Annotated in this window: 17 protein-coding genes and 2 riboswitches; of the genes, 11 read left to right on the forward strand and 6 right to left on the reverse strand. The window is 51.9% G+C overall.

Annotated features, from left to right (window positions below; all coding sequences use genetic code 11):
- Positions 1 to 108: 108 nt before the first annotated feature.
- Positions 109 to 2142 (reverse strand): methionine--tRNA ligase, encoded by a 2034-nt coding sequence (gene metG / locus G163CM_RS02575; RefSeq protein ID WP_231826774.1) that lies wholly within the window; start codon positions 2140 to 2142, stop codon positions 109 to 111.
- Between the two features lie 531 nt (positions 2143 to 2673).
- Here metG and yehD point away from each other — a divergent pair.
- The 5 genes from yehD (at position 2674) to apbC (ending at position 8693) form a co-directional block, all read left to right on the forward strand.
- Positions 2674 to 3207 carry a fimbrial protein YehD gene (gene yehD / locus G163CM_RS02580; protein WP_231826775.1) on the forward strand — a complete coding sequence of 178 codons (534 nt, stop codon included), beginning with the start codon at positions 2674 to 2676 and terminating at the stop codon, positions 3205 to 3207.
- Between the two features lie 55 nt (positions 3208 to 3262).
- Positions 3263 to 3946 carry a fimbria/pilus periplasmic chaperone gene (locus G163CM_RS02585; RefSeq protein WP_231826776.1) on the forward strand — a complete coding sequence of 228 codons (684 nt, stop codon included), beginning with the start codon at positions 3263 to 3265 and terminating at the stop codon, positions 3944 to 3946.
- Between the two features lie 12 nt (positions 3947 to 3958).
- Positions 3959 to 6439 carry a fimbrial biogenesis outer membrane usher protein gene (locus G163CM_RS02590; protein ID WP_231826777.1) on the forward strand — a complete coding sequence of 827 codons (2481 nt, stop codon included), beginning with the start codon at positions 3959 to 3961 and terminating at the stop codon, positions 6437 to 6439.
- 15 nt (positions 6440 to 6454) lie between these two features.
- Positions 6455 to 7474, forward strand: a complete 1020-nt coding sequence (locus G163CM_RS02595; RefSeq protein WP_231826779.1) for a fimbrial protein — start codon at positions 6455 to 6457, stop codon at positions 7472 to 7474.
- 109 nt (positions 7475 to 7583) lie between these two features.
- Positions 7584 to 8693, forward strand: coding sequence for an iron-sulfur cluster carrier protein ApbC (gene apbC / locus G163CM_RS02600; protein WP_113857260.1), 1110 nt, complete (start codon positions 7584 to 7586; stop codon positions 8691 to 8693).
- A 42-nt stretch (positions 8694 to 8735) separates the two neighbouring features.
- Here apbC and G163CM_RS02605 read toward each other — a convergent pair whose 3' ends face one another.
- Both G163CM_RS02605 and G163CM_RS02610 read right to left on the reverse strand, forming a co-directional pair.
- Positions 8736 to 9050 carry an RcnB family protein gene (locus G163CM_RS02605; RefSeq protein WP_015963781.1) on the reverse strand — a complete coding sequence of 105 codons (315 nt, stop codon included), beginning with the start codon at positions 9048 to 9050 and terminating at the stop codon, positions 8736 to 8738.
- 130 nt (positions 9051 to 9180) lie between these two features.
- Complete coding sequence (locus tag G163CM_RS02610; RefSeq protein WP_231826781.1) at positions 9181 to 10188, reverse strand: zinc-binding alcohol dehydrogenase family protein; 1008 nt, start codon at positions 10186 to 10188, stop codon at positions 9181 to 9183.
- Positions 10189 to 10292: 104 nt separating this feature from the next.
- Here G163CM_RS02610 and G163CM_RS02615 point away from each other — a divergent pair, with 104 nt between their 5' ends.
- Positions 10293 to 11201: a LysR family transcriptional regulator gene (locus tag G163CM_RS02615; protein WP_231826782.1), complete on the forward strand. Its 909-nt coding sequence runs from the start codon at positions 10293 to 10295 to the stop codon at positions 11199 to 11201.
- Here the strand turns inward: G163CM_RS02615 and G163CM_RS02620 are convergent.
- Positions 11198 to 11926 carry a GntR family transcriptional regulator gene (locus G163CM_RS02620; protein ID WP_255689873.1) on the reverse strand — a complete coding sequence of 243 codons (729 nt, stop codon included), beginning with the start codon at positions 11924 to 11926 and terminating at the stop codon, positions 11198 to 11200. The two genes, G163CM_RS02615 and G163CM_RS02620, sit on opposite strands and share 4 nt — an antisense overlap.
- Positions 11927 to 12157: 231 nt before the next feature.
- Here G163CM_RS02620 and G163CM_RS02625 point away from each other — a divergent pair, with 231 nt between their 5' ends.
- The 5 genes from G163CM_RS02625 to G163CM_RS02645 are packed head-to-tail and all read left to right on the forward strand — an operon-like array spanning position 12158 to position 17412.
- Positions 12158 to 13474 (forward strand): PTS sugar transporter subunit IIC, encoded by a 1317-nt coding sequence (locus G163CM_RS02625; protein WP_231826785.1) that lies wholly within the window; start codon positions 12158 to 12160, stop codon positions 13472 to 13474.
- Positions 13475 to 13494: 20 nt separating this feature from the next.
- Entirely contained in the window at positions 13495 to 13815 is a 321-nt protein-coding gene (locus tag G163CM_RS02630; protein ID WP_231826787.1) for a PTS sugar transporter subunit IIB, read from the forward strand.
- The gene (locus G163CM_RS02635) at positions 13812 to 15512 is read left to right on the forward strand and encodes a PTS transporter subunit EIIC (protein WP_231826789.1); all 1701 of its coding nucleotides are present in this window, start codon (positions 13812 to 13814) and stop codon (positions 15510 to 15512) included. Before G163CM_RS02630 ends, G163CM_RS02635 begins: the two co-directional genes overlap by 4 nt.
- Positions 15513 to 15522: 10 nt before the next feature.
- Positions 15523 to 16560, forward strand: a complete 1038-nt coding sequence (locus tag G163CM_RS02640) for an oxidoreductase (RefSeq protein ID WP_231828318.1) — start codon at positions 15523 to 15525, stop codon at positions 16558 to 16560.
- 9 nt (positions 16561 to 16569) lie between these two features.
- Positions 16570 to 17412: a DUF7916 family protein gene (locus G163CM_RS02645; RefSeq protein WP_231826791.1), complete on the forward strand. Its 843-nt coding sequence runs from the start codon at positions 16570 to 16572 to the stop codon at positions 17410 to 17412.
- Here G163CM_RS02645 and crcB read toward each other — a convergent pair.
- On the reverse strand, positions 17409 to 17783 hold the full coding sequence (crcB, locus tag G163CM_RS02650) for a fluoride efflux transporter CrcB (protein ID WP_149462419.1): 375 nt from the start codon (positions 17781 to 17783) through the stop codon (positions 17409 to 17411). The two genes, G163CM_RS02645 and crcB, sit on opposite strands and share 4 nt — an antisense overlap.
- Before the next feature lie 15 nt (positions 17784 to 17798).
- Positions 17799 to 18221 carry a universal stress protein gene (locus tag G163CM_RS02655; protein ID WP_231826796.1) on the reverse strand — a complete coding sequence of 141 codons (423 nt, stop codon included), beginning with the start codon at positions 18219 to 18221 and terminating at the stop codon, positions 17799 to 17801.
- Positions 18222 to 18298: 77 nt separating this feature from the next.
- Positions 18299 to 18366: riboswitch (Fluoride riboswitch) on the reverse strand.
- 96 nt (positions 18367 to 18462) lie between these two features.
- Positions 18463 to 18560, forward strand: a riboswitch (TPP riboswitch).
- The last annotated feature ends 31 nt before the right edge of the window (positions 18561 to 18591 follow it).

Here is an 18591-nt window from a genome sequence, read left to right on the forward strand (position 1 = left end):
GCTGGATATGCGCGAATGCTATCAGAGAAAATGCAGGAATAATGGAAGCCGGGGACTTTTCAGAATACATAAAAAAAGCGCTGCCGGAGCAGCGCTTTATGCGGAAGGTTATTTCACCTGCTGACCTGGTTTTGCGCCGCTATCCGGGCTTAACAGGAAAATATCTTTCCCGCCAGGGCCTGCGGCCATCACCATTCCTTCAGAGATGCCGAAGCGCATTTTTCGTGGGGCCAGGTTGGCGACCATCACCGTCAGGCGGCCAATCAGCGCCTCAGGTTCCGGGTACGCGGAACGGATGCCGGAGAAGACATTGCGTTTCTCGCCGCCGAGATCCAGCGTCAGACGCAGCAGTTTATCGGAGCCGTCTACGAACTCCGCGTTTTCAATCAGCGCCACGCGCATATCCACTTTGGCGAAATCGTCAAAGGTGATGGTTTCCTGAATCGGATCGTCCGCCAGTGGCCCGGTGACCGGTGCCGCAGCGGCTTTCACTTCCTCTTTCGACGCTTCAACCAGCGCTTCAACCTGTTTGGTTTCGATGCGGTTGTAGAGCGCTTTGAAGGTGTTTACTTTGTGCGACAGCAGCGGCTGGGCGATAGCATCCCACTCAAGCGTGGTATTGAGGAACGCTTCGGCGCGCTCGGTCAGCGATGGCAGCACCGGTTTCAGCCAGGTCATCAGTACGCGGAACATGTTCAGACCCATGGTGCAGATAGCCTGCAGGTCGGCATCGCGGCCTTCCTGTTTCGCAACCACCCACGGTGCTTGCTCGTCAACGTAGCGGTTAGCCACGTCGGCCAGCGCCATGATTTCGCGGATGGCTTTACCAAACTCGCGGCTATCCCACGCTTCGCCAATCGCGGCAGCCGCGTCGGTGAAGGTTTTATACAGCTCAGGGTCAGCCAGTTCAGCAGACAGCACGCCATCGAAACGCTTGTTGATAAAACCGGCATTGCGCGATGCCAGGTTAACCACTTTGTTGACGATATCGGCGTTCACGCGCTGGATGAAGTCTTCCAGATTGAGGTCAATATCATCGATGCGTGAAGAGAGCTTGGCGGTGTAGTAGTAGCGCAGGCTGTCAGCATCGAAGTGGTTCAGCCAGGTGCTGGCTTTAATGAAGGTGCCGCGAGATTTGGACATCTTCGCGCCGTTCACCGTTACATAACCGTGCACGAACAGGTTAGTTGGCTTACGGAAGTTACTGCCTTCCAGCATGGCAGGCCAGAACAGGCTGTGGAAGTAGACGATATCTTTACCGATGAAGTGATACAGCTCGGCGTCGGAATCTTTCTTCCAGTAGTCATCAAAGCTTTCGGTGTCACCGCGTTTATCACACAGGTTTTTGAAAGAACCCATGTAGCCGATTGGCGCATCCAGCCAGACGTAGAAATATTTGCCCGGCGCATTCGGAATTTCGAAGCCGAAGTACGGCGCATCGCGGGAGATATCCCACTGTTGCAGGCCGGATTCAAACCACTCCTGCATTTTGTTCGCTACCTGCTCCTGCAACGCGCCGCTGCGGGTCCACGCCTGCAGCATCTCGCTGAAGGAAGGCAGGTCGAAGAAGAAGTGTTCGGATTCACGCATCACCGGCGTCGCACCGGAAACGACCGATTTCGGCTCGATAAGCTCGGTTGGGCTGTAGGTCGCGCCGCACACTTCGCAGTTATCGCCGTACTGATCCGGTGATTTACATTTCGGGCAGGTGCCTTTCACAAAACGGTCAGGCAGGAACATGCCTTTTTCCGGATCGTAAAGCTGGGAGATGGTGCGGTTTTTGATAAAACCGTTCTCTTTCAGGCGACCATAGATAAGCTCCGACAGCTCGCGGTTTTCGTCGCTGTGCGTCGAGTGGTAGTTGTCGTAGCTAATGTTGAAGCCAGCAAAATCGGTCTGATGTTCCTGACTCATTTCGGCAATCATCTGCTCCGGGGTGATCCCGAGCTGCTGAGCTTTCAGCATGATCGGCGTGCCGTGTGCATCGTCCGCGCAGATGAAGTTTACCTGGTGGCCGCGCATTCGCTGGTAACGGACCCAGACATCAGCCTGGATATGCTCCAGCATGTGGCCGAGGTGGATTGAGCCGTTGGCGTACGGCAGAGCGCACGTTACCAGAATTTTCTTCGCGACTTGAGTCATAATGAACATTACTTCTTATGTAGTGAAAAGGGCTTTTGATGTTACCTGAAAGGCGTTCCTTTGGTAAGCCCAAAGCACGCCTCAGGCCCTGCTAAATCAATGCATCGCACAAAATTGCCTAAAAAAACGGCGCTTCTGCGTGAGCGCGTTGCGTGAAGCACGGTGCAGGGCGCTGATTTCTTCTCCTTTTAGCCTGATTTTTTCTGGCATCGCGAAAAGTTTTTTTAATTTGTCGCGATCTTTCTCTAAAAATTCTGTGCGTCTAAAAAATAAAGATCATTTATATGAATAAAAATTGAAAATATATTTTTATGAGTGATCTGAATGTCTGTTTTTTAAACTTTACTAATTTACGCTACAAATACTTTTTGGTTTAATTTATTTGTTGAAATTATATTGATATATGTAAATTGTTTTAAATCAATAAAACAAAAATATTACATTGCAGCAACCTTTTTGATGTGAGAATTTTGTTTCAAGAGTTAATCTCTTCTTAACACTAAAAACACAATTTTAAATAAGGACGCAATGATGAAACATTCCATTCTGACGATAGCTGTATTCACTTCCGCACTGATGAGTTCTGCCGTATTTGCCGCTGACGACGAAGGCGTATTGCAGATCAACGGTAAAGTACTGGGATCGACCTGTAAAATTGAAGATGGGAAAAACCAGGCTACCATTACCATGCCAGACGTCAGCGTTGAGGCTTTTTCCGGGTTGAATGCCGGGGAAGAGTTGAAGGCATATTCCAGTTCGGCCGTCGGGCAAATTAAATTCAAATGCGACCAGAATGTCGCACCGCGAATTTCTTTCAGCGTCGATGGCTTTAACGGTAGCGGCAGCGATGTCACTAAAAATACCAGTGGTGATAACGGCGTCGGTTTCAAAGTACATATGAATAATGAGACGCAGGCGATCAGTCCACAAAAATCGATGACCTTAGTGAAAGACAGTAGCGGCATTTATACCCTGGATTTCTCTGCATTTTATGCCCGTACCAGCGGTGATGTAAAAAGCGGCGAGGTAAATTCCAGCATCACAATGCAGGTATTCTCTGATTAATGCAATGTGCGGCGGCTTAGGCCGCCGCACATTCCCCAGCTAAAAATGAGCCTTTATGAAAAAATTACTTATCCTGATGTTATGTGTGATGAGCGGTGCCGTGCAGGCGGGTGTAGTGATTTATGGCACGCGCGTGATTTATCCGGCAGACAAAAAAGAAGTCGTGGTACAGATAATGAATCAGGGCGACCGCACATCGCTGGTACAGGCGTGGATCGACGATGGCGACACCGCGCAGTCTCCTGAGCATATCGATGTGCCTTTCTTACTGACACCGCCGGTGTCGCGCGTGGCGGCAAAATCAGGGCAACAGTTAAAAATCAAAAAAATGAAGGGGAATTTACCGGCTGATGTCGAGAGCCTTTTTTTCCTCAATGTGCTGGATATTCCACCAAACGATGAGCAGAGCGCCGGGAAAAACGTCATTAAATTCGCCACACAAAACAGAATCAAAATGTTCTGGCGACCCGTAGGTATTGCACCGGTGAATAAAGCCAGTTTTCAGCAGTTGCAGTTATCGAGAACGACCCAGGGCATTTTAATTAAAAATAATAATGCCAACTGGATAACGATTACGGAAGTGGCAGAGAATAATCAGAAAATAAATAAAGAGAGCCTGATGCTGGCGCCGCGATCTCAGCAGGCGCTTCCAGCCCTGGTAAAAAGCGGCAACGCACTCACGCTGACGATGATTGATGATTACGGTAATTATCTTACCGAGAAAATAACAATAAAATAAAAGGAGCCGGTTATGTTAAAGATGGCCCCGCTTGCCCTGGCCATCGTCTCTTCGTTATTCACCGCCAGACTTCAGGCCGAAGAAACGTTTGACACTCATTTTATGATGGGTGGTATGCAGGGTGTGAAAACCACGAATTTCCAGGTAAACAGCGATAAACCGATGCCGGGTGATTATGAACTGGATGTGTATATCAATAAACAGTGGCAGGGGAAATATCCCCTCGCGGTGAAAGAAAATACCGATGACACCTGTTTAACCTTAAGCCAGCTTGAGCAATTGGGGATTAAATACACCGGCCAGAAAGAAGATCCTTCGGCACAGTGCATCACGATAAAGCAGGCGGTGCAGGGCGGTGAATATAAATTTGATATCGGTACATTTCGTCTGGATTTAACCGTTCCGCAGGCATTTCTTGATGCCCATGAACAAGGTTATGTTTCACCCGATAGCTGGGATCGCGGAATTAATGCGCTTTACAGTTCCTGGTATGTCAGCCAGTACTATAGCGATTATAAAAATGGCGGTCACAGTAAAAATCTGTACGCGCGCTTTAATAGCGGCATGAATGTCCTGGGCTGGCAATTACATTCAGATGCCAGCTACAGCCAGGTAAATGACTCTCGTGGGGAGTGGAAAAGTAACACGCTCTATCTGGAACGCAGTCTGCCTTCTGTGCTCGGTGTTTTGCGCGCCGGGGAGATGTATACCGCGTCAGACATGTTCGACACGGTGCGTTTTCGCGGCGTGCGGCTCTACCGCGATATGCAAATGTTGCCGAGCGCCAAACAAAATTTCACGCCGCTGGTACAGGGTATCGCGCAGAGTAACGCGCTGGTGACGGTCGAGCAGAATGGTTTCGTGGTTTACCAGAAAGAAGTTCCGCCGGGCCCGTTTGCGATTGCTGATTTGCAAACGGCGGGGGGCGGCGCAGATCTCGACGTGACGGTAAAAGAAGCCGATGGTTCCGTGAGCCATTATCTGGTGCCGTACGCGGCAGTGCCGAATATGTTGCAGCCAGGCGTGACAAAATATGATTTTGTCGCCGGTCGCAGCCAAATAGAGGGCGCGAGTCGGCAAAGCGATTTTATCCAGCTCAACTATCAGTATGGTCTGAACAACGTGTTAACCCTGTATGGCGGCACGATGCTGGCGCAAAAATATCAGGCGTTCACATTAGGGACCGGCTGGAATACGCGGCTGGGGGCAATTTCTCTGGATATGATTCAGTCGCGCAGTTTGCAGGATAACGGCGAGTTTAATGGGCAGAGCTATCAGATAGCGTACAACAAATATATCAATCAAACGGCGACGCGTTTTGGTCTGGCAGCATACCGCTACTCTTCCTATAACTTCAGGACCTTTAACGATCACGTATGGGCCAATAACAAGGACACTTATTCGCGCGATCGCCATGACGTCTATGACATCGCTGATTACTACCAGAGTGACTTTGGTCGGAAAAATAATTTCTCCGCCAACATTAACCAGATGCTGCCACAAAATGCGGGAACCCTGTCACTGAACCTGCTGTGGCGTGATTACTGGGGGCGTAACGGCAGCAGCCAGGATTATCAGCTCAGCTACAGCAATAGCTGGCAACGGATCTCGTACACCTTTTCGGCCAGCAGAACCTGGTCTGAGGATCATACGGCGGATAAACGCTTTAACCTGTTTATTTCGATTCCCTTCGACTGGGGAGATGGCGTGAGTACGCCACGCCGTCAGCTGTCGGTTTCCCAATCGACGACCTTTGATAATCATGGTTATGCTGCGAATAACACGGGAATCTCGGGAATGGTGGGCGGCCGCGATCAGCTGAGTTATAGCGCGAACCTGAGTCATCAACGTCAGTCAGATGAAACGACTGCCGGGGTGAATCTGACCTGGAATACCCCGGTGGCGACCGTCAGCGGAAGCTATAGCCAGTCTGCGCAGTATCGGCAAACCAGCGGTACGCTTTCCGGCGGCATCGTGGTGTGGTCGGGCGGCGTTAATCTGGCTAACAGGTTATCAGAAACTATCGCCATTCTGGATGCGCCAGGGCTTGAGGGCGCTTACGTCAATGGTCAGAAATATCGTACCACTAACCGAAACGGCACGGTGGTGTATGACGGTTTATCGCCCTGGCGTGAGAACCATTTAATGCTGGATGTCTCTGACAGTGAAACGCAAACCGAGCTGCTGGGTAATCGCCAGCGCGTGGCGCCGGTGCGAGGTGCGGTCACACTGCTGCGTTTTGAAACCGACTCGCGCAAGCCGTGGTTTATTAAAGCGCGGCTGGCAGATGGTTCCCCGTTAACCTTCGGTTATGACGTGGTGGACAGCCACGGGCACAACATTGGGCTGGTGGGCCAGGGGAGCCGCTTATTTATTCGCAGCAATGAGGTTCCTTATGGAGTCTCTGTAGTGCTCGACCCACAACAAGGGCGCACCTGTACGCTGAAGATTGCACCGCCGCTGGATGAAAACCAAACCTATATTTGTCACTAAAGCAGGGAGCGCGCCATGAAGTTAATGTTATTTGCGGTAATGTCATTGTGTTTATTGAGCGAGACGAGCTGGGCCACCTGTAAATCATCGGGAGCGACCAACAACCACACCACAGAAGTGGTGGTCGATGAGGTTTTCCCGATCACGCAGAAACATGTTTCTACCGTGACGGTGCGTTTTGCAGGCATCAAGTGTGATTCAGCGAATGATAAAATTAGCTATATTCCGCTGGTGAAAGAGAGCGTTATTGGCCCGTTCAGTAATGGACAATCGTTAAAGCTAAATATTGTTCTGGATAAAACGTCTGAGGCGGTTGGCACCACAACTATCACGGAGAAGAGCCTGCTTTATACCGTTACGCTAACCCCCGCGACGACGGGAGGTGCGGGAAGCGGCGGAGAATCCATTTCAGTTCCCGGTGTGTTGGTGGCCAATACCGGTGGAAATTCAAATGGCTGGATAGACTTTATATTAGGGATCTGTAAAACCCTGAGTTTGTCCGGCTGTGTAAACTACATCACTAACAGTTTGCAGGGTGATTCCTATGTTGAAAACCTGACGGTTATCTATCGCCCGAAAAAAACAACCTGTCGGGCAGGCGATTTAACGCTCACGCTGCCGGATGTATCGCTATCTGAACTGCCTGATTCGGGCATGGTGGATAAAAGCAGCAAGGGCGATATCTCGCTATATTGCAGCAATATGGTAGGAGTAAATCGTCAGGCGACGCAGGCCATGTCGGTGTATCTCTACAGCGCCGACCTGTTGGATGGTAGTCGAAGCATATTGCAGGGCAGTACGGACAACGGCGTCGGCTTTGTGGTGGCGGGCGGCGGCAAAAATCAGATCCAGATGTCGAGTGCGAAAGGGGTAAAAGAGAGCGCCGATAACTTGTGGTCTGTGGCGAAAGGTACATCGCTTTCCGCGCAGGGAATGACGATTCCGGTCGAAGCCAGCTACTACGTTTATGAGCGCAAAGCGGTGAAACCGGGCGCGCTTAAGGCGACGGCCCTGATCTTCGTTAACTATGAGTAATACCCGACGCACGCTTTTTTATCGCGAAATGCGCTTGTAGTGGGGGAATGACCACCTTTCAGGTAAACTAGGCTTACGAAGGTTTACTCACAAGAACAAAGGAGTCGGGATGAGTTCTCAATCCCAGGCCACATCCCCCGAGCGCCTGCGCGCGATGGTTGCCGGGACGCTGGCTAATTTTCAGCACCCAACATTGAAGCATAATCTCACCACGCTGAAGGCGCTGCACCATGTGGCGCTGCTGGATGGCACCGTGCACATTGAGCTGCAAATGCCGTTTGTCTGGAACAGCGCGTTTGAAGAGCTGAAAGAGCAATGCAGTGCTGACCTGCTGCGCATCACCGGTGCGAATGCCATTGACTGGAAACTGACCCATAACATCGCCACGCTGAAGCGCGTTAAAAATCAGCCGGGCGTGAATGGCGTGAAAAACATCATTGCCGTGAGTTCTGGTAAGGGCGGGGTAGGGAAATCGTCTACAGCCGTCAACCTGGCGCTGGCGCTGGCTGCGGAAGGGGCAAAAGTCGGTATTCTGGATGCTGACATCTACGGCCCGTCAATTCCGACCATGCTGGGCGCGGAAAATCAGCGTCCGACTTCCCCAGACGGCACCCATATGGCGCCGATTATGGCTCACGGTCTGGCAACGAATTCCATTGGTTATCTGGTCACCGACGATAACGCGATGGTGTGGCGCGGCCCAATGGCCAGCAAGGCGCTGATGCAGATGTTGCAGGAAACCTTATGGCCGGATCTCGATTATCTGGTGCTGGATATGCCGCCGGGCACCGGTGACATTCAGCTGACGCTGGCGCAAAACATTCCGGTTACCGGCGCGGTCGTGGTCACTACGCCACAAGACATTGCGCTGATTGACGCCAAAAAAGGCATCGTGATGTTCGAGAAAGTGGAAGTGCCGGTGCTGGGGATCGTGGAAAACATGAGCATGCATATTTGCAGCCAGTGTGGTCACCACGAACCTATCTTCGGTACCGGTGGCGCAGAGAAACTGGCGGAGAAATACCATACCCAGTTGCTGGGTCAGATGCCGCTGCACATCAGCCTGCGTGAAGATCTGGATAAAGGCACCCCAACCGTGGTGAATCGCCCGGACAGTGAATTTACGCAAATTTATCGTCGACTGGCGGATTTAACCGCTGCCCAGCTCTACTGGCAGGGTGAAGTGATCCCCGGCGAAATCGCCTTCCGCGCGGTATAAGCGTTCAGGCGCATAACCCAGGCGGGTTATGCGCCCCTTTCATTAACGGTGATAGAAGATTTCGCCGTCGTAAACTTTACTGATTTTCCCGTCCGTGTCGGAAATCAGCACGTAGTTGCCGCCCATGTAGGTCCAGTGCGTTCCCGCGTCTGGCGCAGGCAGATTGCGCTGCTGCCACTGCTTGATGTTGTACTGGTCAGTACGGTACATCTCAGGAACGGCGTCCCCGATGTTAAAGTGGGTGAAATCCGCGACAAACTCTTTCAGTTCATACTTCTGAATGCCCGTACCTGGTGCGGCGAAGGCGGATCCGGCGGCCATCAGGCCAGCCAGAAGCCATAATTTGTATTTACCCATTCTTTCTCCAACGATAACCAGAATGCTCAAGGGTGTAGAGTCTGCCTTTTTCTCTTAAAATTAACAGGCAGAACGACGCTCTTTTGTATCACAGAATAGGTTTTTTAGTAAAAAATGTAACAATGCCGCCTCAGAAGCCTTCCAGCACCAGTTTGCCCATGGTTTTTCCGGTCTCAAGCTGGCGATGCGCCTGGCGAATATTCTCGGCGTTAATAGCCCCTAACTTTTCGCCCAGCGTAGTTTTGATCGTTCCGTTATCAATCAGCGCGGCCACGCGGGTCAGTAACTGATGCTGAGCAATCATATCCGGCGTTTCAAACATCGAGCGGGTATACATAAATTCCCAGTGCAGTGAGATGCTTTTGGTTTTTAACGGACGCGCATCCAGGGTTTCAGGATCGTCAATCAGCGCCAGTTTGCCTTGTGGGGCGAGGGCTTCAATCAGCTGCAAATAGTGCTTATCCGTGTGCGTCAGGCTGGCGACGTGCGTCACCGCCGGAATACCGATGCGGATAAGTTCTTCGGCAATCGGTTTGCTGTGATCGATAACGTGATGCGCCCCGGCATCCGCGACCCATTTCTGCGTTTCCGGGCGCGAGGCGGTGCCGATCACCGTCATTTTAGTGAGCTTACGCGCCAGCTGAGTCAGGATGGAACCGACTCCACCCGCCGCACCGACAATCAACAGCACGTCGCCTTCATTGCCGTTTTCCTGAATGCCTAAACGATCGAACAACAGTTCCCATGCGGTGATGGAGGTCAACGGCAGGGCGGCAGCAGAAACGTTATCCAGCGAGCGCGGTTTGAGGGCGACAATGCGCTCATCGACCAGCTGGAACTCGCTGTTGCTGCCTGGACGCGTTAACGCCCCCGCATACCAGACTTCGTCGCCAGCTTTAAACAGGGTCACGGCTTCACCAACGGATTTCACCACGCCTACGGCGTCCCAGCCCAGCACGCGCGGCGTATCCCCGCTAAAACCGGCGCGCACTTTGGTATCGACCGGGTTAACGGAGATGGCTTTCACTTCCACCAGTAAATCGTGGCCTGCCGCCACGGGAACGGGCAGGGTGATTTCTTCTAATGCTTCAATGTTGCCGTGCGCGCCAGCCGCCTGAGTAATCGCAATCGCTTTCATAACCACCTCTGTGATGTTGGGTAAACTCTAAGAATGATATTATCCGGTGATATTTGCCGGAAAAATCCATTCGCGGCGACAGGACTTATCGTTGAGGAGTGAAAATGCTCAGGCTGGAAGATTTAACCCTGTTCGTGCGTGCGGCGGCATTAAGCAGTTTCAGCGAAGCCGCGCGCGAGGCCGGTCTGCCGCCTGCTCAGGTGAGTTCCGCCATTAAGCGTCTTGAGACGGCGCTTAATATTCGCCTGTTCGCCCGCTCAACCCGCAGCCTGCGCTTGACGCCAGAGGGCGAAACCTGGCTGCCTTACGCCACGCAGATGCTGGAAACAATGCAGGCGGGCCTTCAGCAGATTCAAACGCCCGACGATGAGATTCGCGGTACGCTGCAAATTGCGGTGCCTTCTGATTTGGGACGAAATCTGCTGCTCGGTATTTTTCGCCAGTTCCGCCAGCGCCACCCGGCGCTTAAGTTGCGCATTCTGTTCTCGGACCAGGTGACCGATGTGTTTAAAGATCCGGTTGATGTCGCCTTTCGCTACGGCAGCAATGAGGATGCGTCATACGTCGCGCTGCCCATCGCACCGGATAATCGCCGCGTGCTGGTCGCTTCGCCGGACTGGATCGCCAAAAATGGCGAACCGGCAACGCCTGCCGATTTAGAAAAGTGTGATGCGCTGACCTATGTCCTGCGAGGTCGATTGTTCGATCGCTGGACGCTTACCGCCAGGGGGGAAACCCACGAGGTGCAGGTAAACGGCACAATTATCAGCGATGATGCAGAAGTGATTCGCCGACTGGCCATTGCCGGGGAAGGCATTGCCAATAAGTCGTGGCTCGACGTCAGTGAAGATGTCTTTCAGGGGCGATTGAAATTGCTGCTGCCGGACTACGAAGGCGACGGTGTGCCGCTGAATATGATTTGCCCGCATCGCAAGCAGCTCTCGCCTGCGGTGCGGTTATTGTATGAAGCAGTGAAAGAACGTTGTGAAGCGCTGGTGCAGCGCAGAGGCTAATTCCCCTGACGCTGAACAACGGAATTATAGTTAAAGCGTTGATAGTGATAATGGCTCACGCAGAATTCAAACGGCTGACCATCATTAAGATAGGTGACAGAGCGCGTCACGCTCACCGGTTCATTCGGTGTGAGTTTCAGCCAGGTTTGTGCGTCTGCATCGCTCGGCAGCGATGAAAACTGTGTGTGACTGCTGGCCGGGATCTTCTTCAGCGTTTTTTCCACATATTGATACACCGAACCCAGCGCGTCCTGACGGGTAAAGTCCGGCAGAATGCGCAGGGGGATCCAGGTCTCTTCAATCGAAAGCGGAAGTTCGTCAATGTAGCGCACACGACGAAAATGCCAGGCGAATTGATCGACGCTTATCGCCAGGTGAGCAGCGATATCGGCTGGCGGGTTGGCTGTTTCAAACGCCAGCAGAAGACTGCTGACGTTATGCCCCTGTGCGGCGTTAATGGTGCTGACGCCGAGGATAGGGGGATTTCTTTCCCCCGCCAGCGGCAATGGCTGCGGCGTGGCGGTTTTCACCACCGTTCCCAGCCCGCGCTGACGCGTAATAAAACCTTCATTGACCAGAATATCCAGCGCGTTGCTTAGCGTGATTTTACTACAGCTAAACTCCTCACAAAGCTGATGCCCGTAGGGGATCTTTTCACCCGGCAAATATAATTTATTCTTAATCCTTTCTCTGATTATATTTGAGATTTCAATATATCGGCGCAACGCATCTCTCCTTTTATGTCAGCGGCAGTATATCTCAGATGCTAAATTTTTATCCAGATCTCATTTATTTTAAAAGTAGTCTACTTTTAAAATAAAGACATTGACTTGACCCAAACCCGGCGACATTCTTGCTCCTGTCAGTTGTAATGAATAAACAAAATATTCATATAGATAATTAAACCCGCGTATTCATTGTTGTGATTTATTAAATCATTTACACAGGAACATGCCATGAAAGATATCTTATTGAAGAAAACACTTTCATTAGCTCAGTGGATGGGTTCTCAAATACATCTGCGCACCATGCGCGATGCATTCATAATGTTAATACCTTTTTTAGTGCTGTCCGGGATGATGATTCTGATTAATAACGTGGTGATTAATCCCGGCGGGATTTTGTCGGGAATCGTTGCTGATACCACGTTATCCTCCTGGCAAACGGTCGGTAATAAAGTGGTTAATGGAACCATGAATATCCTCGGCATGCTGATTGGACTGGTCTTCAGCTACAACCTGGCGCGCAACCGGCAGTTTGCTAACCCGCTGATGGCGGCGCTGGTTGCAGTCAGTTGTTTGTTCGTACTGATGCCGGTGCTGAACGCCTTTACACCCGAGGGCGCAACGGCAGACGTAATGATTAAAAGCGCGGCCCCTTACGCACTGCTGGGCACCAGCGGAACCTTCGTGGCGCTGGTCTGCGGCGGGCTGGCAACGGAATTATTCATCCGCATCAGTAAGAATAAGCGTCTGCAAATTCGAATAGAAGGCAACGTACCGCCTGCGGTCATTCAATCCTTTAACACACTGTTTGCGGTGATGATCACCGTGCTGCTGTTTGCGTTTGTCTCTTACCTGATGGTGGTTGTTGCCGGTGTGGAACTCCATGAGCTGATTAACATGGTGATTCAGAAACCGCTGCTGGGCCTGGCAACCAGCCTGCCGGCGTATATTCTTATCGATATCATCAACAACTTTGTTTTCTCTCTTGGCATCAACCCCGGCGGGATCACCGGTGCGATTCTGGAAGCGCCGATGTTAGTCGCGATGCAGCAAAACATGGACGCGTGGGCGGCAGGGCGAGAAATACCGAATATTATTGTGCGCCCCTTCAGCGATCTGTATGGCCGTATGGGGGGAACGGGGATCACGTTGTGTCTGATTATCGCCGTGTTTATTCGCAGCAAACGTAAAGAGCTGCGTTCATTTTCGCGGACGGTGATGCCAACCACGCTGTTCAATATTAATGAACCGGTTATTTTCGGCTTCCCGATTATTTTCAACCCCATTCTGATGATTCCCTTTACCTTTATTCCGTCTGTTTTATATGTCATCGCCTATTACGCGACGGCATGGGGCTGGGTATCAAAAATTGTCGTTTTCGTACCGTGGTCTGTTCCACCTTTAATTTCGGGTTATCTGGCAAGCGGTGGCGATTACCGTAACGTGATTTTGCAATTTATTCTTCTGATGCTGGGGGTATTACTCTACATGCCATTCCTGATGCTTTATGAAAAAGTCCTGAATGCACAGGATAACCCGGCGCATTAATAAACTGAAAACAAGGATGAATGATGAAAAGTATTCTGCTTATCTGTAATGAAGGTATGTCGACGGGCTATTTGTGCAACAAGATGAACGAAGTGGCACAAACAGACAATATTGATGCAAAAGCCTGGGCTATCCCTGAATCGGCGCTCGAAGGGCATTATCGCACGGCGGATGTGATTATGGTGGGTCCGCAAATTAGTTATCTGCTTGACTCCATTCGCCAGCGCGTCAATAACGAAATTCCTGTTGGGGCGATTAACCCGGTGGATTTCGGGCGAATTAACGCCAAAGCGGTGCTGGATCACGCGCTATCGCTCACTGACAAACAGGCGGCGTCATGAGCAATACGACTCTCTTAACGCGCATCACGGACGTGTCGCAAAAGATGGCGTCCGAGGTTCACCTGCGAAGCCTGCGCGACAGCTTTATTATCACCGTGCCGTTTTTGGTGCTGGCGGGTCTGTTCATTATGGTCAATTACGTTTTCCTTGACCCTAATAGCATGATAGGAAAGTGGTTTTCCAGCGAGGCGCTTCTGGCGGCCAGAAGTATCGGCGACCGTATTCTGAACGGAACGATGAGTATTCTGGCGCTGATGCTGGTGGTGCTTATCGCCTGGAGTATTGCCAGCAAGCGTAAATTCGCCGCGCCGATGATTCCGGCCATGGTTTCCCTGGCGGCATTTCTGGTGCTGATGCCGCAACAGGTGCTGTTAACGCCGGTTAACGGCACAACGGCGGTTGCCGTCAGCGGCGTGATATCGCTGGGGCTGACCAACGCGGGCGGCGTCTTTATGGCGATTTTAACCGCTATCGTCGCCACCGACCTTTTTCTGTGGGTGGCTAAAACCCGCTGGCTGCAAATCCGTATGGGGGATGAAGTGCCGCCGATGGTGACGCAGTCCTTCCAGTCGATGTTTTCGATAATACTGGTGGTGCTGGCCTTTGCGCTGCTGGCAGCGGGTGTTAAAGCTGGAACGGGAAAAGAGGTGCACGAGATTATTCAGGCATTGATTCAGGCGCCGCTGGTGCATCTCACCACCAATTTGCCGGGTTTTCTGGTGCTGACGACGCTCACCAATTTCCTGTTCTCGCTCGGTATTCACCCGTCGGGCATTATTAACCCGATTCTGGAGCCGCCTCTGTTGGTCGCGATGCAGGAAAATATGGCCGCGTTTGCGCGTGGTGATATTCCGCCGCACATTATTGTGCTGCCGTTTCGCGATCTCTACGGCCATATGGGCGGCACGGGCACCACGCTTGCGCTGCTGCTGGCGATATTTCTGCGCAGTAAAGTCTCAAGCCATCAAAAGCTGGGGCGCACGGTACTGGCGCCGGGATTATTCAACATTAATGAGCCGGTTATTTTTGGTTTTCCGGTGTTGTATAACCCGCTGATCATGATCCCTTTTATCATCTATCCGCAAATTAACTTTGTGATCGCGTATTTCGCCACGCAGTTGGGCATGGTCTCTAAAATAGTGGCCTTCGTGCCGTGGTCGGTACCGCCGTTGCTCTCCGGCTGGTTAGGTTCCGGCGGCGATTTCCGCAACGTTATTTTACAGGTCGCTTTACTGGCGCTGGGCGTGGTGATTTATCTGCCGTTTCTGATGGCCTATGAAAAAACGATTGTTGAAGCCAAAGTTAAAACGCTGGTCGATTCATTATCCACTGAACAAGCCACACCCGCAGAGGATGCCCGCGAATTAAGCGTACTGAGCAATAAAACCATTATTCTGACCTGCAATGAAGGGATGTCCACCTCAATCATGGCGAACAAAATGCGCAAATATGCCGAAGAGTGTGGCTATGCGCTCAACGTGTACGCCATCAATATTGGCCGCATAGAAGAGGAGTATCAGAATGCCGATCTCATTCTGCTCGGCCCGCAGGTGGTGTATATGCAGGAATCCATTATGAAGAACATCGACAACGCCTGCCCGGTGGTGGCGATAAATGCAGAGTACTTCAGCAAGCTGGATGGTAAATCCGCCATCGAAGACGCTGTTGTCATTTTGAATAACAGAACACAGCATTAACAGGAGGTTAATTGTGATTAATAGCGCCTTTATTGGCTTTGGAAAAAGCGCAACCCGTTATCATCTGCCCTATGTGCTGGTACGCAAGGACAAGTTTAACGTCAGCAGAATATTTGACCGCGTCCGGGTACCCGCGCGCGAACAGCAGTCTGAATATGCCGGTATTCAGTTTACCTCACAGGTTGAAGATATTTTAAACGACCCAACCATTTCCCTGGTGACGGTGTGTACGCACCCGGATAGCCATTTTTACTATGCCAAACTCTGTCTTGAGCATGGTAAAAATGTGCTGGTCGAAAAGCCGTTTACCACCACGCTTGATGAAGCGAAGATACTCTTCGCCCTGGCGCGTGAAAAAGGGCTACTGGTAACGCCTTTCCAGAATCGTCGTTTTGATAGCTGTTTCCTGACCATGAAGCAGGTGATTGAAAGCGGCAAGCTTGGCAAAATTGTGGAGGTGGAGAGCCACTTCGACTATTTCCGCCCGCAGGCCGACCGCCAGCCGGGAGGGCATTTTGACGGCGCGTTTTATGGCCTTGGCGTACATACCCTGGATCAAATGCTTGCATTATTTGGCCGCCCGCAGCAGGTTTATTATCATCTGCGCCATTTGCGCCAGCCGGATAACCCGGATGACACGTTCGAAGCGCAGCTTATTTATGGCGATATGAAAGCCATTATTAAAACCAGCCATCTGGTGAAAAAACCGTATCCTAAATTCCTGGTCCACGGTACGCGTGGAACTTTTATTCGCGATGAAATAGACCAGCAGGAAACCAGCCTGAAAGCCAACATTATGCCGGATAATCCCTTATTCGCCGCAGATGAACATCCTGGCGTACTTGACTATATCGACGAGCAGGGCAACAGCCAGCAAGCGTTTATTCCGGCGGTTAAAGGTGACTATGGTCGGGTCTATGACGCGCTGTATGAAACATTAACCACTGGATGCGCAAACTACGTCAGCGAGCTGGAAGCGCTGACTAATCTGGAGATTCTGGAACGCGCGTTCCAGCAGCCATCGCCGTCACTGATCGCGTTATCTTAAGGAGAATATATGCAACGGATTTTAAATTGCCGCACCCATGATTTTGCCAAACCGGCTGCTGCAAGCGAGCTGGTGCAGGCCATTGTCGCTTCTGAAGGACGCGTGATTATGGCGGAAGTCGCGGCAGGGGCGAGCCCGCTGTACGGCGAAGTGACCAATGGCGAGCTGCTTTGCGCGTTTGGCTGCGATCTGCTGCTGGTAAAAGGAATGAATTGCCGCACTCAGGCGATTCAGGGATGTGAAAACCTTGCCCACTTTAAGGCGCTGACGGGGCGACTGATTGGCGTCAGCATGGAAGTGCTGGCAGATCCGTCGCTGGACGATCCTCGCGCCTGTAACCTGAATAATCTTGCGCTGCTGCAGGAGGCAGATTTTTACTGCCTGACGGCGTATGACAAACCGGGCGTCACCACTGAGCGCGTCATTGACGCACTGCGCCAGATTCGCGCGATGACCGATAAAATGATCCTGGTGGCGAAGTTTTATGCGTCTGGCCTTGCCGAACCGCAGGAGTACGCCCGCTATGTTCTGGAAGGTGCCGATGGCGTGATGATTCCCGCGCCAGCCAGCTGTCGCGGCGCCTCAGAAGAGAAGGTGGCCTGTGCGCTGGCGGCGGTTCAGGCCGTCGGTGGCGTGGGTATCACCACGCTCAGCAGCAGCCAGGAGGGCGCTGACGAAGACACGGTGCGGCAAATTGCGCTGGCCAGTAAACGCTGCGGCGCCGATATGTATAACTTCGGCGATGCGGGCGTTGCCGGGATGGCTGACCCGCAGGCGCTATATGCGTTTTCGATGGCCGTTCGCGGTCGCCGCCACACCTGGGTGAGAATGGCGGCGTCACTGGCGCGCTAAACCAGCGTCATTAAAAAGAACCCGGCGGCGGTCATCAGGAGCGATCCCACCACGTGAGTCATCACCGAAATCATCGCCCACAGATAGTTGCCGTTTTGCAGAAGGGTGACGATCTCCGCCGAAAAAGTGGAAAAGGTCGTCATCCCGCCGCAAAGTCCAGTGGTAATCAGTAACTTCCATGCCGGGTCCAGTTGCGGCTGGCGCAAAAAGAACGCCAGCGCCGCGCCAATAATAAAACCACCGACCAGATTAACTACCAGCGTTCCCGGTGGCAGGCTGGGGAAAAGGCTGTTCAGTTTCATCGACAGCCACCAACGAATCACACACCCGGTAGAGCCGCCAATAATAACGGCCAGTAATGAACGATACATCACGCGCGTAAATCCTTATGCTAAATGTTTGATCAGCACATCCACCGTCAGATGGTTGATGTACTCAAGGGAGTGGGAGGCGAGCACGCCCAGCAGGCGATTGTGATGCCCGGCAATGACCAGGTCGATACGTCGGTCGCGAATGCAGGATTCGACATCTTCAAAGCGACGGGTGGTGACCAGCTCCAGCGTTTGTACCGGTAGGGAAACGGATTCTGCCAGCTCGCTCAACAGGGCTTTGGCCTGAATGACTTCCTGCGAAACCACATCATCCATCAGGCTGTCAGAGACATCATTGAGGGCACGATAATCGGTGCTGATATGCGCGATGGTTATCGTCATCGCGTTCTCCTGCGCCATTTTTGCGGCGTGCTCAAGCAGGGGAATGCCATCAAGGCTGTTGTTAATCAGCACCAGCGCATGGTTGTAAACAGGCATAAAAAAACCTCGTCAGGTTGCGAGGTATGAGCGGGTCTTCAAATGACAGACAGCCTGACATACCTCCATGTTAAGAGGGTATACCAGGCGTCATCAGCCCCAGCGGGGCGGTTGGGAAAGGTGGAACGCCATCACCTTTGTGAATAATTTTGGACCGATGATAGGGGGAATGCAAATGATTTGTGCGGCTTGCTTCCGCCCGGTACTTGCCGTAACCTGCTGCGATACACGAATTCGTTGTATCAATGACTCGGGGTGCCCTTCCTTCGTGAAGGCTGAGAAAAACCCGTACCACCTGATCTGGATAATGCCAGCGTAGGGAAGTCAGAGACCGTCAGGTCATTGCTTCTGGACGTTCTGGCAGGAGCAA

This window comes from Pseudocitrobacter corydidari (assembly GCF_021172065.1).
GTDB classification, from domain to species: domain Bacteria; phylum Pseudomonadota; class Gammaproteobacteria; order Enterobacterales; family Enterobacteriaceae; genus Pseudocitrobacter; species Pseudocitrobacter corydidari.

Bases quoted from the DNA above. Each gene is read 5' to 3' on its own strand.
- metG (WP_231826774.1), bottom strand. From the start codon at position 2,142: ATGACTCAAGTCGCGAAGAAAATTCTGGTAACGTGCGCTCTGCCGTAC.
- yehD (WP_231826775.1), top strand. From the start codon at position 2,674: ATGAAACATTCCATTCTGACGATAGCTGTATTCACTTCCGCACTGATG.
- G163CM_RS02585 (WP_231826776.1), top strand. From the start codon at position 3,263: ATGAAAAAATTACTTATCCTGATGTTATGTGTGATGAGCGGTGCCGTG.
- G163CM_RS02590 (WP_231826777.1), top strand. From the start codon at position 3,959: ATGTTAAAGATGGCCCCGCTTGCCCTGGCCATCGTCTCTTCGTTATTC.
- G163CM_RS02595 (WP_231826779.1), top strand. From the start codon at position 6,455: ATGAAGTTAATGTTATTTGCGGTAATGTCATTGTGTTTATTGAGCGAG.
- apbC (WP_113857260.1), top strand. From the start codon at position 7,584: ATGAGTTCTCAATCCCAGGCCACATCCCCCGAGCGCCTGCGCGCGATG.
- G163CM_RS02605 (WP_015963781.1), bottom strand. From the start codon at position 9,050: ATGGGTAAATACAAATTATGGCTTCTGGCTGGCCTGATGGCCGCCGGA.
- G163CM_RS02610 (WP_231826781.1), bottom strand. From the start codon at position 10,188: ATGAAAGCGATTGCGATTACTCAGGCGGCTGGCGCGCACGGCAACATT.
- G163CM_RS02615 (WP_231826782.1), top strand. From the start codon at position 10,293: ATGCTCAGGCTGGAAGATTTAACCCTGTTCGTGCGTGCGGCGGCATTA.
- G163CM_RS02625 (WP_231826785.1), top strand. From the start codon at position 12,158: ATGAAAGATATCTTATTGAAGAAAACACTTTCATTAGCTCAGTGGATG.
- G163CM_RS02630 (WP_231826787.1), top strand. From the start codon at position 13,495: ATGATGAAAAGTATTCTGCTTATCTGTAATGAAGGTATGTCGACGGGC.
- G163CM_RS02635 (WP_231826789.1), top strand. From the start codon at position 13,812: ATGAGCAATACGACTCTCTTAACGCGCATCACGGACGTGTCGCAAAAG.
- G163CM_RS02645 (WP_231826791.1), top strand. From the start codon at position 16,570: ATGCAACGGATTTTAAATTGCCGCACCCATGATTTTGCCAAACCGGCT.
- crcB (WP_149462419.1), bottom strand. From the start codon at position 17,783: ATGTATCGTTCATTACTGGCCGTTATTATTGGCGGCTCTACCGGGTGT.
- G163CM_RS02655 (WP_231826796.1), bottom strand. From the start codon at position 18,221: ATGCCTGTTTACAACCATGCGCTGGTGCTGATTAACAACAGCCTTGAT.